We start from the raw sequence: 14,128 nt of genomic DNA, 5'->3' as shown, positions 1-14,128 counted from the left end.
AAATACTTTTACTTAATCGGTAAAGCAGCTGGATTCAGCTTTACCGCTTTGTAGCTGTCTACCCATGACGAATAACGATCCGGATTCGACCACACGCGGTAATGCATGCGCGAGAGGGTGACAGGGTCGCTCAGCAGCACCAGACGACGGTCGCGATTGAGCTTGTCCGGCGTTTCGTTCAGCGCCTGCTCAACGTGACGGTCGCGGGCAATTTCCAGCACCTGGCTAGCACGGTGACGGGCCGTTGCCATCGCCGTGGTGAGGGCATTAAACGACGGGTTGAACACCGCATGCATAAAGCCATCTTCCAGCGTACGGCTGCGGTTAAGCTTCAGGTAATTGTCGGTATCTACCAGCACCTTCGGCGGCGAGTACTCTTCCGGGATCAGGAACAGCTTCCAGCGCTTGGTTCGCAGACCCACCGTTGCCCGGCTGGAAATCACCGACACGAACGGGGAGAGGATCAGCGAGAACACGATAGGTGCCAGCCAGAACAGGAAGCGTAAATCCAGCCACGCCATGCCAACCGCCCAGACCAGGCCCAGCAGCAGCTGGGAACCATGACGCATGAAAGCTTCGCCCCAGGGGGTGGAGTCATCATCACGCTGCGGCGAGTTCCACACCACTTCCCAGCCCAGGAACGCGCTGACCACAAACACGGTGTGGAACAGCATGCGCACAGGTGCAAGCAGCACGGAGAACAGCACTTCCAGCAGCAGGGAGAGCGTGACGCGCAGGAAGCCGCCGTACTCCTTCGAGCCTTTGCACCAGATGAGGATAATACTCAGCAGCTTCGGCAGGAACAGCAGCACCATGGTTGACGCGAACAGCGCAATCGCCAGCTCCGGACGCCACTGCGGCCACACCGGGAAGAGCTGGCGCGGCTGCAGGAAGTACTGCGGCTCGGTCAGCGCATGCACCACCTGCAGGGCCGTCGACAAGGCCAGGAACATAAACCACAGCGGCGCGGACAGATAGGACATCACGCCCGTCAGGAATACTGCGCGGTGTACCGGGTGCATGCCTTTTACCAGGAACAGGCGGAAGTTCATCAGGTTACCGTGACACCAGCGACGGTCACGCTTCAGCTCATCCAGCAGGTTCGGCGGCAGCTCTTCGTACGAGCCCGGCAGATCGTAGGCAATCCAGACGCCCCATCCCGCACGGCGCATCAGCGCGGCTTCCACGAAGTCGTGGGACAGGATGGAACCCGCGAAGGAACCTTCACCCGGCAGCGGCGCGAGCGCACAGTGCTCAATGAACGGCTTCACGCGGATAATGGCGTTGTGGCCCCAGTAGTGGGACTCGCCCAGCTGCCAGAAGTGCAGACCGGCGGTAAACAGCGGCCCGTAGACTCGAGTCGCAAACTGCTGGCAGCGTGCGTACAGCGTATCCATACCGGACGCTTTCGGGGAAGACTGAATGATCCCGGCGTTCGGGTTCGCTTCCATCAGGCGTACAAGGTTGGTCAGGCAGTCACCGCTCATCACGGAGTCTGCGTCCAGCACCACCATATAGCTGTACTGATTGCCCCAGCGGCGGCAGAAATCATCGATGTTACCGCTTTTACGCTTCACGCGACGACGGCGACGGCGGTAGAAGATCTGGCCTTCGCCCTGCACTTCGGCGATCAGTTCCATCCAGGCTTTTTGCTCGGCAACGCAGATGTCCGGGTTGTAGCTGTCGCTCAGGATGTAAACGTCGAAATGCTTCTCCTGGCCGGTAGCCTTAACCGACTCCCAGGTCGCCCGCAGGCCGGCAAACACGCGATCCACGTCTTCATTACAGATAGGCATAATCAACGCGGTGCGGTGCTCCGGGTTGATTGGCTCATCCCCAACGGTTGAGGCGGAAATACTGTATTTGTCCTTGCCCATCAGCAGCTGCAGGAAGCCCATCAGCGCGGTCCAGAAACCGGCGGAGACCCAGCAGAAGAGGATGGCGAAGAGGATCAGAATGCCCGTCTGCAACACATAAGGCAGCAGCTGCATAAAGGAGACCAGAAGATCCTGCCCCACCATGTCGGAAGGGTTGATCAGCGCCCAGCCCTGGTAAGGCAAAATGGTCTTCATGTACCAGGTAGCGACAACCGTCTGCGCAAGGGTCAGGATCAGCAGGATGTAACGACGGATGGTCCCGACTGTGCGCCACTTCTGCTCGGCTTCCGCTTCTTCTTTAGACAGGTAACGGGGATTAACCTCGCGGCCTCGCAGACGGTCCCAGAAGCGCCCAATTGGGTTGGTGCGCCACGGGTCCGGGAACATCGAGGAGCGGGTTGCTTTCGGCATGGCCTGGAGTTGAGTACGCCCTTCCTCATCCTGGATAAGCTGACTGCCGCCCAGCGAGCCGGGCCAGCTTGCTTTAAGCCGGGCCTTAACGGACGCTAAAGGGGAGTCGTCCGCGCGGTCGAAATGCTGCTTTTGCTCATCCAGGGCTTCATGCACCGCTTGCAGATCGCTTGCAGGAAGCGCCGCCTTTTCGGCGGCGGTCAGGGGGAGTGCCTCAATATAGTCAGGCGAAATTTCGGTAGACTTATTCATTAGCAGGTAACTGGTAGCTCCAGGTTTCACTCAGTGTCCGATCGCCATTGACCAGCGCCGCACGCATTTCCGTCGGCTTCTTGTCGTCTTTGACTTTCAGGCGCATCGTTAAGCGCCAGCCTTTGGTGACCGGGTTGTACTGCACCTTGCTGTCAACGATTTCACCGTTGTCGCCGATGCTTGTCTGCGCGGTTACCGGGGTATCCTGCGGCAGTTTTTTCATCTCCGCACCGGTGTAGTCCACCACGAAAGCGATGGTGCCGTCCGGCTGGCGGATAAGATTAGACTGCTTCACATCACCCGTAGAACGACGAGTCTGCAAGACGTACGCACTTTCCGGCGCGTGCATTTTGTCTTCGTCGCGGCTGAAGGTAATGGTGTACTTGAAGTTCATCTCCTTGCCCGGATCCGGCAGCTGGTCCGGCGTCCAGTAGGCAACAATGTTGTCGTTGGTTTCGTCGTTGGTCGGGATTTCTACCAGCTCAACGCGCCCTTTACCCCAGTCGCCCTGTGGTGCAATCCACGCGCTTGGACGCTGGTCGTAGCGATCGTCAAGATCCTCGAAGCGAGAGAACTGACGGCCACGCTGCAGCAGGCCAAAGCCCACCGGGTTTTCAGTCGCAAATGAGCTTACCGCCAGGTGCTTAGGATTGTTCAGCGGACGCCAGATCCATTCACCGTTACCGGCATGAATCGACAGGCCGTTGGAGTCATGCAGCTCTGGACGGAAATTGGTGGTCGGCGACGGCTGGTTTGGCCCGAACAGGAACATACTGGTCAGCGGCGCTACGCCCATTTTGCCGACTTTATCGCGCAGATAGACCTTAGACTGCACGTTAACGACCGTGTCACGTCCTGGCGTTATCACAAAGCGGTACGCACCGGTGGCACGAGGGGAATCCAGCAGCGCATAAAGGGTCAGCGTTTTTTCGCCAGGCTTTGGACGTTCAATCCAGTACTCGCGGAAGCGCGGGAACTCTTCGCCGGACGGCAGTGCCGTATCAATTGCCAGACCACGGGCAGACAGGCCATAAACCTGACCAGAACCGATCACGCGGAAGTAACTCGCCCCGAGCATGCTGACAATTTCGTCGTTCTTATCTTTGCTGTTGAGCGGATAGAGCACTTTGAACCCGGCGAAGCCGAGGTCTTTGACGGTATCTTTGTCGTGTTTGACGTTACCGAAATTAAAGTAATCCGGACTGTACTTGATCTTATGGACAGCGGTGGCGGTCACTTCGTTAATGCTCACCGGCGTATCGAAGTACATACCCTGATGGTAGAATTCGAGCTTAAATGGGGTCTTTAATTTGCTCCAGTAGGCTTTGTCGTGGTTGAACTGGATCTGCTGATAGTCCGCATATTTCATGTCGCGAAATTGCGAAGGCAGATTAGTTTTAGGTGCCTCGTAGCTTTTGCCCGCTAAGGTTTTCGCCTGTTTTGCGACGTCATCGATAGTGAAGGCCCAGACCGTAGTGGTATAAAGGGACAGCATCACTGCAGCACCCAGCGCACACATTTTCATCATTTTTGGTTTATGTTTCATATTAACCAGCACATCCCCCTTTGTGTGCTTAAATCAATCCAATCCATTTTAATGGAAACTTCTGCTTTCCGACAACCAAATACCCGCATCGTTCAGCGCGCCGGCTCAGGCTTTAAGCAAAAAAAGACAACTGCTTACGCTTTAAGAGTCCACTCTACAGACAGAATGTCACGGTTAGTGTAGGGTTGCCACGGAAAGTATCCTATTAGTGCTGGAGCCTGATGGATAATGTTCTTAAGGATAAGACGATTAGTCCGATAATGTCTGGAGTATTATGAGTAACGCACCTGTTCAACGCGAGTTTTTCCTGGATTCTATCCGGGCCTGGCTAATGTTATTGGGTATTCCCTTTCACATTTCTTTGATTTACTCCAGTCACCAGTGGCACGTGAACAGCGCCCTGCCCTCCTGGTGGCTGACCCTGTTTAATGACTTTATTCACGCGTTTCGTATGCAGGTGTTTTTTGTCATTTCCGGCTATTTTTCCTACATGCTTTTTCTACGCTATCCCCTTAAGCGCTGGTGGAAAGTGCGCGTCGAGCGTGTAGGCATCCCTATGCTGACGGCCATTCCGCTGCTGACGCTGCCTCAGTTTCTGATGCTGCAGCATATCAGTGGTAAAGGCGCGAACTGGCATAACCTCACGGCTTATGAGAAGTACAATACGTTGGTGTGGGAGCTGATCTCACATCTATGGTTCCTGCTGGTGATGGTCGTCCTGACTACGGTCTGTCTTTTTGTGTTTAAAAAGATGAACAGATACATTACCCGTCATAAAGAAACCCGTGATGCCCCCTGGTCTTTAGGAACCCTCTCACTCATCTTCCTGGCCTGTGGCGTACTGTATGGCGCGCTTCGCCGGACGATTTTTATTATTCACGCACCGTTATTAAGCGATGGATTGTTCAACTTCGTGGTGATGCAGACGCTCTTTTACCTGCCCTTCTTCCTGCTCGGCGCGCTGGCTTTTACCCGTCCTGGCTTGAAAGACCTTTTCACTAAGCCTTCACCGTGGTGCGCCGTTGGCGCAGCGCTGGCCTTTGCCGCTTATTTACTGAACCAGCGCTACGGTAGCGGCGATGCCTGGATGTATGAAACGGAAAGCGTGATTACCATGTTGATGGGGCTGTGGATGGTCAACGTAGTCTTCTCGCTGGGGCACAAATTACTAAACTTCCACTCGCCGCGCGTGACCTACTTCGTGAATGCGTCGCTGTTTATTTATCTGGTCCACCATCCGCTGGTACTCTTTTTCGGCGCTTACATTACTCCGCTCATCACATCGAACGCGCTTGGTTTTATTGCCGGGTTAATTTTTGTCATGGGGATTGCCATCGCGCTATATGAAATCCACCTGCGCATACCGCTGCTGCGCTTCCTGTTCTCCGGCAAGCCGCAGCGTAAAGCTGTTAAAGCCAGCTAGAGCAGCCACTCCACCGGCAGCCGGTAGACCAGGCGAACCAGCACCCGCTGCCAGAAGCGGGTGTGCGGTTCTTTCTTCCAGACAATTTCTTTACCCTCGCTGTTTTCCACCCAGTTCACTCGCCCCCAGCGGTCCAGACGTAGCGCCCAGGCGGCCTCTTTCTGGCTGCGGGTGAATTTTTTGTGGATGTCCTCGGCAAGCTTTGCGCTCTCGATGACAAACCCCATCTCGGTATTAAGCATGGCGGAGCGCGGATCGAAATTAAACGAGCCGATAAACACCTGCTGCTTATCGACGCTGAAGGTTTTGGCATGCAGGCTGGAGCCGGAGTTACCCGTCAGTCCCCGATCGTGGGGAACATAGCGGCCATCGTGTTTAGGCTTGAGCTCGAAAAGCTGCACGCCGTGGCGCAGCAGTTTTTTACGCCAACGGGCATAGCCGGCATGCACCGGGGCCACATCGTTGGCAGCCAGTGAGTTGGTGAGGATAGCGACCTTTACCCCTTTGCGAACCAGCCCAAGAATCTGCGCCACGCCCGCACGGGTTGGGACGAAGTAGGCGGAGATAATATCGATCTCTTCTTTCGGCTGGCCAATCACCGACAGCAGGCGTTGCGGCAACAGCGTATGGTTACGCGCTTTCCCCTGCCCTTTACGCGGGTCGTCGCTTAGCAGCTTTGTTTTCGCCCAGTACATCTCAAGCGTACGGGAAACGAGGCTGGTGGCAAACTGGCTGGTGGTCAGGCGGTCAAGATAGCGCCTCGCGATAGGATCGTCCTTCCAGTCTTCCGGCAGCGTCACGCGTTCGTGCAGCGCCTCCTGATCCACTTCGAGCACCTTCTCCAGCGTTGAGACAGACTGGCAGTGCCAGTAGCGCTCGAAGTCGTGACAGACCTCGGCTACCACCGGTCCCACCGCCAGCACGTCCAGATCGGAGAACAGCGGCTGTTCACCGGCGCCAAAATAGGCATCCCCGACGTTACGCCCGCCGATGATTGTCGTTTCGCCGTCTACGGTAAAACTCTTGTTGTGCATGCGCCTGTTTAAGCGCGCGAAATCAGTGAGATAGCCGATGGCGCGAAACAGACGAAACGAGAAAGGATTAAAAAGACGGATTTCGATTTCCGGATGAGCATTGAGCATCCGTAGCGTGTCATCCATGCCGTTGGTATTATTATCGTCAAGCAGCAATCGGACCTTTACGCCGCGATCGGCTGCCGCCAGCAGGGCGCTGAACAGCAGGCGGCCGGACATGTCGTCTTCCCAGATGTAGTACTGCACATCCAGCGTTTTTTCAGCCATGCCGCAAAGTAAATAGCGCGCGGCAAACGCGTCCAGGCTGTCGCCAAGCGTATGAATGCCGCTGAGACCCGGATGCTCGGCGGTCGTAGGGGTGATGGCCCGCCCCAGGCGGGTTGCGTGTTGGTTTTCCACGTCAGAGCTGGGCAAGGTATTGCTGATAGATACGGGTATTTTCGGTGTCAAAACAGACAAAAACCACCTCTTCGGGCAGCGGCCTGATGCCGATATATTTATAAACTACGTCCACCGCAATGCGCGCGGCCTGCTCCTTCGGATAGCCGTAGACGCCGGTGCTGATAGCCGGAAACGCAATCGTGCGGTAGCCATTGGCCGCCGCCAGATCCAGGCAGTTGCGGTACGTCTGCTCCAGTATCTCGGGCTCATGGCGGTCGCCGCCGTGCCAGACCGGGCCCACGGTATGAATAATCGCTTTTACCGGAATATTCCCGGCCTCGGTGATCACCGCGTGTCCCGGCGCGCATTCGCCCTGCTGCTGCACGATGAGTTTGCACGCTTCCAGCAGCGCTGGTCCCGCAGCCCGATGAATGGCGCCATCCACACCGCCTCCGCCCATCAGAGAAGCATTCGCCGCATTCACAATGACGTCCACGGCAGCGGTCGTGATATCGCCCTGAACTACCGACATTCGTTCACTCATTGGCAAACCTCCAGTTAGTCTTTGATAATAGTCTAAACTTAGCCAACAGCTGACGTATACCACTTACTGAGGGTTTTCCTGACCCCCGATTAGCTACACCTCTGCATACTCTTTGATAACCAGTAATTTTCAGAAATTCTTGATCAACTTTTCACTGCCGGCGCCCTTTCCCGAGCGGCCTTCGCTGCAAAAATGAGTAATGAAATGAAACGAAGGGGCATCTCAAACGGGACTTTGCCGATAGGCACGCCTCTTTTTGCCGAAGCGTGCCGTAAAGCTGGAAAAAAGCGTTACATCAGAACTCCACGGACATGGAAAGTTTCAGCATGCGCGGGTCGCCCTGGGTGAGATAGGTGCCGGAATCATCTACCGATGCCCAGTATTTCTCATTAGTGATGTTTTCCACGGCTGCACGCCAGGTCAGCGTCTGCTCTTTTACTTTCATGCTGTAGCGTGCGCCCAGGTCAAGGCGCGTCCAGCCGTCCAGCTTGATGGTATTGCTGGCGTTGGCGTACTGCGAGCCGGTACGGGTTACGGTGCCGGTGGCGGTCAGATTCTGGATCCACGGCAGATCCCACTCTCCGCCCAGAGTGACGGCATAGCGTGGTACGCCCACGGCGTCGTTACCGTCGTTCACCCCACCTGTGGTTTTGCTCAGTTCAGGATCGAGCCACACTGCGCTGCCCAGCAGACGCACGCCGTAGACCGGCTCGCCGAAAACGTTCAGCTCCATGCCGCGACTTTGCTGCTCGCCGTACAGGCCGTAGACGTTTTTATCATCGACCATGCCGACAGGTTTCTTGATTTCAAACAGCGCAAGCGTCCCGCCTATGCGGCCAAAATCGATCTTCATCCCAACTTCGTTTTGTTTCGACTGCACGATACCGACCACCTGACCGGCGTTCACGGCTTTGCTGCTGGCGGTTGGCCCTGGCTGCAGCGCTTCGATATGGTTGGCGTAGAAAGAAACCTGTTCCCACGGCTGCACCACCAGGCCATAGACGGGGGTTACTTTAAAAGCATCAAAGCGGGTGGCTGGCGTTTCCACGCCGTTATAATCGTAGTTGCGCACGGTGACATCCTGCCGACGGGCGCCAACGGTCAACAGGACACGTTCATCAAGCGCCGAAAGCGTATCGGATATCGAAACGCCTGAAGTTCTGGTGCGGCTGCGGTCGTTCGGGTCACCCATATTACCGCCGCTGTAAAGCGTCGGCGGGTAGTTAATCGTCGTTGGATCATAAATATTAATGGTGCTGGTCGCGCCGGACAACGTGTAGGCCGAGCGGGTTTTACGGTACACGCCGGAGTAACCCAGATTCACGCTGTGGCCTATTACGCCAGTGTCGAACCTGCCGCGAATGCCGGTCATACCGGAGAAGCTGTCTGCAACGTAGCGTGTTCCCAGACGGCTTACGCTCGCGTTGCCTTCGTTATCCAGCAGTTTCGGGAGGCTGTACTCGCCGCGCTCGTCGGTATTGTTGCCGCCGATGCCGCCATAAAACGTCCAGTTATCCACCACGTCATATTCACCCCGCAGGGCGGCAAAACGGGTCGTCATATCTGAATAGACCCACTGCTGACTGTAGTTGTCACTGTTATCAGGAACTTCCGGCATTTCCGTGATGGCCCCTACCCCGATGCCAATCCTGCCGTTATGCATGGTGGATTTCTGCCAGCCCGCATCGAGGGAGCCGCGCAGGCGATCGCCTTTGTAGTCCAGCCCAACGCTGGCAAGCGTGGTGCGATCCTTCTCGTTATCAATGGCGGTTTCACCTTCTCTGTGCAGCACGTTAACGCGCGCGCCAAACTGGTCACGGTCACCGAAGCGGCGCCCGGCATCCAGCGAGGTACCGATTTGCGAGTCAGATCCGTAATCTATACTGGCACGGGTTAGCGGGAGGCTATCCGCCCGCTTCGGCTCAACGTTGATAGAGCCGCCAACGCCCGAGCCGCCCGGCGGCACACCGTTAAGAAACGCGTTCGACCCTTTAATCACTTCGACACGCTCCGCAATAGTGGTCGTCACCACCTGGCGAGGCAGTACGCCATAAAGGCCACCGAAGGCGATATCGTCGCCGTCGAGCTGGAAGCCACGAATTCTGTAGGATTCGGCAAAATTGCCGTAGCCGCGCACCGCCTGCACCGTGGCATCGTTACGAATGACGTCCGTAAGCGTTGTGGCCTGCTGGTCCTCAATCATCTTTGAGGTATAGCCAATGATATTAAAGGGAACGTTTTTCGCCTCCTGCTCGCCCAGCATGCCCAGGCGGCCACCGTTGGCAACCTGTCCATCAAGATATGCAGGCACCAGCTCATCGCCCCCGGCGCGGAAAGATTCCTGCGGTGCGGCGGTAACGGTGAGGGTATCCTCTTTGGGCGATGCATCCGTAGGTTCCGCTGCCACGACTGCGGGCGTGATGCTGGCACTGATAAGGGCAGCGAGAAGGCGCGGTCGCAGCCCTGGCTGAGCAAGAGTCGGTCGTTGCATGAGAGATCCCTGACAAACAATAATGATAATGCTTCTTATTTTGAGTGTAATTATCGTTTGGGAACTAAGAATTGCAAGCAGAAATGACATGGCGTTTCAGGATACATCATCCCTACCTGACGGAATCTCTGGGATGCCAGCAATACACGGCAAACAAACGCGGATAAAGATAAGCGTGGGAATATAATTTGTAATATTTTTGGTGAGTATGACTTATTTACCGCGTCCTTTACTTGCGCAAGAAACGTCTTAATTGCCGGCAGTAATTAAGACAAATCTCCCCTGCTTGATTGAAATATGGTGCTCATATTGGCATCATAGCGCCCTTTGCTTTGGAGATGACATGCAGGAATTTTTACTGCTTCTGAAGAATTACGGCATGGAATTAAATAAATATGCTTATTTAGTCATTATGCTGAGCGTGATTATACTGACCGCTGTTGTCGTACATTTTATTCTGCACCGCATTGTCCTGCGTGTCTTTGAAAAGCATGCCAACGCCAGCTCGAAGCTCTGGCTGCAGATTATTACCCAAAATAAATTATTCAACCGTGTCGCCTTTACGCTGCAGGGGATCATCGTCAATTTCCAGGCAGTGATCTGGCTGCATAAAAATGGCCAGGCCAGCGAAATTATCTCTTCCTGCGCGCAGCTGTGGATAATGCTTTTCGCGCTGCTTTCGCTTTTCTCACTGCTGGATATCGCGTTAAAAATCTCCCACAAATTCGCCATTGCCTCGCAGCTGCCTCTCAAGGGCATCGTCCAGGGCATTAAGCTGGTCGCCGCCATTATTATTGGCATCCTGATGATTTCCGTAATGCTTGATCAGTCCCCGGCGATACTGATTAGCGGCCTGGGCGCCATGGCCGCCGTGCTGATGTTGGTCTTTAAAGATCCGATCCTCGGTCTGGTGGCTGGCATTCAGCTTTCCGCCAACAATATGCTGATGCTCGGTGACTGGCTGGAAATGCCGAAGTTTGGTGCCGACGGCTCGGTGATTGATATTGGCCTGACGACGGTAAAAGTACAGAACTGGGATAATACCATCACCACCATTCCCACCTACGCCCTTGTTTCTGATGCATTTAAAAACTGGAGCGGCATGTCAAAATCAGGTGGCCGCCGTATTAAGCGCAGTATTAATATTGATGCCACCAGCATTCATTTTCTGACGCCAGAAGAAGTTGAACACCTGTATAAATCCCGGGTGTTAAAGCCTTATATTGAAGCGCGTAATAAAGAAATTAGCAGCTATAATCAGCAATATAACGAGGATGAAGGCAACGCGCTTAACTGCCGCGGCATGACCAATATCGGCACCTTCCGCGCCTATCTGGCGGAATATTTACAGCACCACACGAAAATCCGTAAAGACATGACGCTGATGGTGCGCCAGCTGGCTCCGGGCGCTGAAGGCATGCCGCTGGAAATATATGCCTTCACCAACACCACCGCGTGGCTGGAATATGAAGCTATTCAGGCAGATATTTTTGACCATGTTTATGCCGTGATGGGCGAGTTTGGCCTGCGGGTTTATCAGTCGCCTACCGGGAATGATCTGCGCAACCTGACGGCGCTTGCGGGTGCGGGCCAGCAACAGATCTAAAGTAAAACCAGCTCGGGCGTGAATTCGGCAGGGAAAGGTTCACGCCCGCAGCAGGCAATCAGCGCACCGTTGACCACCAGATGCGTCAGGTAGCGGCCCGCCGGGCAGAGCGTGTCCAGCGGCAGCTCCAGCGAAGATATCTGCCACACCGTCCCCCCCTGTTGCTTCAATACCGCCTCATGCGCTGTCCATAAGCGCCAGAAAGCCTGTAATTGCTCCTCCACCGGTAGCGCCTCGAGCCACTCCACCAGCCCGGTTGAAAAACTGTGTCGTGCCACCGCCATAAAACGAGGACGTGGCCGCAGCAGCTCCATATCACAACCCACTTCCCTTTTGCCCAGCAGCACCGCCACGCCTGTCGCACTGTTGCTGATATTAAAGTGCGGAAGCTGCGGGTGGGAGGGTTTGCCGTTAGGGCCAATATCCAGCAGAGGTAGCGCCCCTTCATCCAGCAGCATGGCCAGCAGAGTACGACCGGCCAGCCATATCGGGCGGCGGTTGCCAGACGGTGCCGTGGCGATCAGCTCAGAGCTAAGCCAGCGCCCGGCAAGCGCATCGTCCGCTAAGCGCTGAATGTCCGCTAAGGCCAGGCGATAGGGTTTCACGGCCAACGGCGAAGCACCAGCGAAGTATTAATTCCCCCGAAAGCAAAGTTATTGCTCTGGATGAATTCGGTATCCAGACGTCGGGCACTGCCCATGATGTAATCCAGCTCGCCGCACGCTTCGTCACGGTTACGCAGGTTAAGAGTCTCTGCAAACCAGCCCTCCCGCATCATTTCAATGCTCATCCATGCTTCCAGCGACCCACACGCCCCGAGCGTATGGCCAAAATAGCTCTTCAGCGAAGAGATCGGCGTTTTGTCGCCGAAGACGGCAGCGGTCGCCTGGGTTTCAGCGATATCGCCCCGGTCCGTCGCCGTGCCGTGCGCACTGATATAGCCGATGTCGCTGGCGGCAAGCCCGGCAGACGCCAGGCCACGCTCGATACAAATCTGCATGGTCTCTTTCTGGGGCTGGGTGATATGCGCCGCATCACAATTGGTATGAAAACCGATAATTTCGGCGTAGATCTTCGCCCCCCGGGCCAGCGCGTGGTCAAGATCTTCAAGGATCAGTGTACCTGCACCTTCGCCAATAACCAGGCCGTCACGCGTCTGGTCAAAGGGAGCCGGCGTGCTTTTTGGCTGTTCGTTGCGCTGGCTGGTAGCAAACAGCGTGTCGAACACGGCGGCTTCCGAAGGACAAAGCTCTTCCGCGCCGCCTGCAACCATCACGGTTTGGTAGCCATGGCGAATCGCCTCCCAGGCATAGCCGATGGCCTGGCTGCCTGATGTACAGGCGCTGGAGGTTGGGATCACCCGGCCACGCAGGCCGAAGAATAACCCGGCGTTGACCGCCGCGGTGTGCGGCATCATCTGCACATAGGTGGTGCCAGTGATATTGCGGGTATGCTTTTCCGTCAGCATCGTAGCGAACTCACTCACCGGTCCCGTGCTGCCCGTAGATGACCCGTAGGCAATGCCCGAATCTCCGCTGGTGAGTACCGGATCGTCAAGCAAACCGGCCTGCTCCAGCGCAAGCTCCGTTGCGCGAGTAGCCATCAGCGACACACGCCCCATGGCACGGATGCGTTTGCGGGTGTAATGCCCGGGGAGGACAAATTTATCCACCGGCGCGCCGAGCAGGGTATTCAGGCCTTCGTAAATCTGCCATTCCGGCATGTGCCTGACCGCATTCTGACCGGAACGCAGCCCGGCGGAGACCGACTGCCAGTCTTCACCAAATGCGGTCACCCCTCCCATTCCCGTTACCACCACGCGTCGGATCACAGCATCCCCCCGTTAAGGGAGATGACCTGCCGGGTGACATAACCTGCCACCGGCGACATCAGATAGCGGGCAAGCCCGGCCACTTCTTCCGGCAGGCCCATGCGCTGCAGCGGGATAATGCGTATTGCTTCTTTGAGCGCCGCCTCTTCCATTTCAATCATGCCGGTATCAATCAGCCCCGGCGCGATGCAGTTCACGGTAATTTTGCGTTTTCCCAGCTCAACCGCCAACGCTTTCGTTGCGCCGATAATGCCCGCCTTGGCAGCGCTGTAGTTCACTTGCCCACGGTTGCCCATGAGCCCGGAGACGGACGACAGGGTAATAATACGCCCGCCGTCGCGCAGACCAATCATTGGCATCACGCAGGGCTGAATAACGTTATAGAAGCTGTCGAGATTGGTATGGATAACCCCGTCCCAGTCTTCGTCGCTCAGCGCAGGAAATGCGCCGTCTCGTGCAATACCTGCGTTGTTTACCACGCCCCAATAAGCGCCGTGAGCTTCGATATCTGTCTGCAGGACTGCACGACACTGCGCCCGGTCCGAACTGTCGAACTGCATCAGACGGCCCGTGCCGCCCTGCTGTTCAATAAGATTTAGCGTTTGCTGTGCGCCATGAATATCGCGGTGGTAATGCACCACCACGGAAAAGCCGTCTTCCGCCAGCCCAAGGGCGATCGCCCTGCCGATGCCTTTGCTGGCTCCGGTCACCAGTACTGTTCGTGTCATACCT

The 14,128-nt window shown here is 55.9% G+C and carries 10 protein-coding genes; 2 read left to right on the top strand and 8 right to left on the bottom strand.

Features of this window, described 5'->3' with window-relative positions; all coding sequences use genetic code 11:
- Positions 1 to 8: 8 nt before the first annotated feature.
- Together mdoH and mdoG are read right to left on the bottom strand one after the other, a co-directional pair.
- Positions 9 to 2,540 carry a glucans biosynthesis glucosyltransferase MdoH gene (mdoH, locus tag ACA108_08385; protein ID XEX97502.1) on the bottom strand — a complete coding sequence of 844 codons (2,532 nt, stop codon included), beginning with the start codon at positions 2,538 to 2,540 and terminating at the stop codon, positions 9 to 11.
- Complete coding sequence (gene mdoG / locus ACA108_08380; GenBank protein XEX98054.1) at positions 2,533 to 4,068, bottom strand: glucans biosynthesis protein MdoG; 1,536 nt, start codon at positions 4,066 to 4,068, stop codon at positions 2,533 to 2,535. Before mdoG ends, mdoH begins: the two co-directional genes overlap by 8 nt.
- Positions 4,069 to 4,360: 292 nt before the next feature.
- Here mdoG and mdoC point away from each other — a divergent pair, with 292 nt between their 5' ends.
- Complete coding sequence (mdoC, locus tag ACA108_08375) at positions 4,361 to 5,509, top strand: glucans biosynthesis protein MdoC (protein ID XEX97501.1); 1,149 nt, start codon at positions 4,361 to 4,363, stop codon at positions 5,507 to 5,509.
- Here mdoC and ACA108_08370 read toward each other — a convergent pair.
- The 3 genes from ACA108_08370 to ACA108_08360 all read right to left on the bottom strand — a co-directional run bounded on the left by ACA108_08370 (position 5,506) and on the right by ACA108_08360 (position 9,959).
- Positions 5,506 to 6,981 carry a phospholipase D family protein gene (locus ACA108_08370; GenBank protein ID XEX98053.1) on the bottom strand — a complete coding sequence of 492 codons (1,476 nt, stop codon included), beginning with the start codon at positions 6,979 to 6,981 and terminating at the stop codon, positions 5,506 to 5,508. The genes mdoC and ACA108_08370 overlap by 4 nt on opposite strands.
- Positions 6,944 to 7,468: an O-acetyl-ADP-ribose deacetylase gene (ymdB, locus tag ACA108_08365; protein XEX97500.1), complete on the bottom strand. Its 525-nt coding sequence runs from the start codon at positions 7,466 to 7,468 to the stop codon at positions 6,944 to 6,946. The genes ACA108_08370 and ymdB overlap by 38 nt, the downstream gene beginning before the upstream one ends.
- Before the next feature lie 295 nt (positions 7,469 to 7,763).
- Complete coding sequence (locus ACA108_08360; GenBank protein ID XEX97499.1) at positions 7,764 to 9,959, bottom strand: TonB-dependent receptor; 2,196 nt, start codon at positions 9,957 to 9,959, stop codon at positions 7,764 to 7,766.
- Positions 9,960 to 10,338: 379 nt separating this feature from the next.
- Here ACA108_08360 and ACA108_08355 point away from each other — a divergent pair, with 379 nt between their 5' ends.
- Complete coding sequence (locus ACA108_08355) at positions 10,339 to 11,565, top strand: mechanosensitive ion channel family protein (GenBank protein XEX97498.1); 1,227 nt, start codon at positions 10,339 to 10,341, stop codon at positions 11,563 to 11,565.
- On the opposite strand, the gene ACA108_08350 is transcribed toward ACA108_08355, so the two are convergent.
- Genes ACA108_08350 through ACA108_08340 form a run of 3 tightly spaced genes read right to left on the bottom strand, consistent with a single transcriptional unit; the run spans position 11,562 to position 14,124 of the window.
- Entirely contained in the window at positions 11,562 to 12,170 is a 609-nt protein-coding gene (locus ACA108_08350; GenBank protein ID XEX97497.1) for a 4'-phosphopantetheinyl transferase superfamily protein, read from the bottom strand. The two genes, ACA108_08355 and ACA108_08350, sit on opposite strands and share 4 nt — an antisense overlap.
- Positions 12,167 to 13,396 carry a beta-ketoacyl-ACP synthase gene (locus ACA108_08345; protein ID XEX97496.1) on the bottom strand — a complete coding sequence of 410 codons (1,230 nt, stop codon included), beginning with the start codon at positions 13,394 to 13,396 and terminating at the stop codon, positions 12,167 to 12,169. Before ACA108_08345 ends, ACA108_08350 begins: the two co-directional genes overlap by 4 nt.
- On the bottom strand, positions 13,393 to 14,124 hold the full coding sequence (locus ACA108_08340; protein XEX97495.1) for a 3-ketoacyl-ACP reductase FabG2: 732 nt from the start codon (positions 14,122 to 14,124) through the stop codon (positions 13,393 to 13,395). The genes ACA108_08345 and ACA108_08340 overlap by 4 nt, the downstream gene beginning before the upstream one ends.
- Positions 14,125 to 14,128 lie beyond the last annotated feature (4 nt).

It is taken from the genome of Dryocola sp. LX212, assembly GCA_041504365.1.
GTDB lineage: Bacteria > Pseudomonadota > Gammaproteobacteria > Enterobacterales > Enterobacteriaceae > Dryocola.
This window is presented reverse-complemented; position numbering and strand designations above follow the sequence as displayed.

Bases quoted from the DNA above. Each gene is read 5' to 3' on its own strand.
- mdoG (XEX98054.1), bottom strand. From the start codon at position 4,068: ATGATGAAAATGTGTGCGCTGGGTGCTGCAGTGATGCTGTCCCTTTAT.
- ACA108_08340 (XEX97495.1), bottom strand. From the start codon at position 14,124: ATGACACGAACAGTACTGGTGACCGGAGCCAGCAAAGGCATCGGCAGG.
- ACA108_08360 (XEX97499.1), bottom strand. From the start codon at position 9,959: ATGCAACGACCGACTCTTGCTCAGCCAGGGCTGCGACCGCGCCTTCTC.
- ymdB (XEX97500.1), bottom strand. From the start codon at position 7,468: ATGAGTGAACGAATGTCGGTAGTTCAGGGCGATATCACGACCGCTGCC.
- ACA108_08355 (XEX97498.1), top strand. From the start codon at position 10,339: ATGGAATTAAATAAATATGCTTATTTAGTCATTATGCTGAGCGTGATT.
- mdoC (XEX97501.1), top strand. From the start codon at position 4,361: ATGAGTAACGCACCTGTTCAACGCGAGTTTTTCCTGGATTCTATCCGG.
- mdoH (XEX97502.1), bottom strand. From the start codon at position 2,540: ATGAATAAGTCTACCGAAATTTCGCCTGACTATATTGAGGCACTCCCC.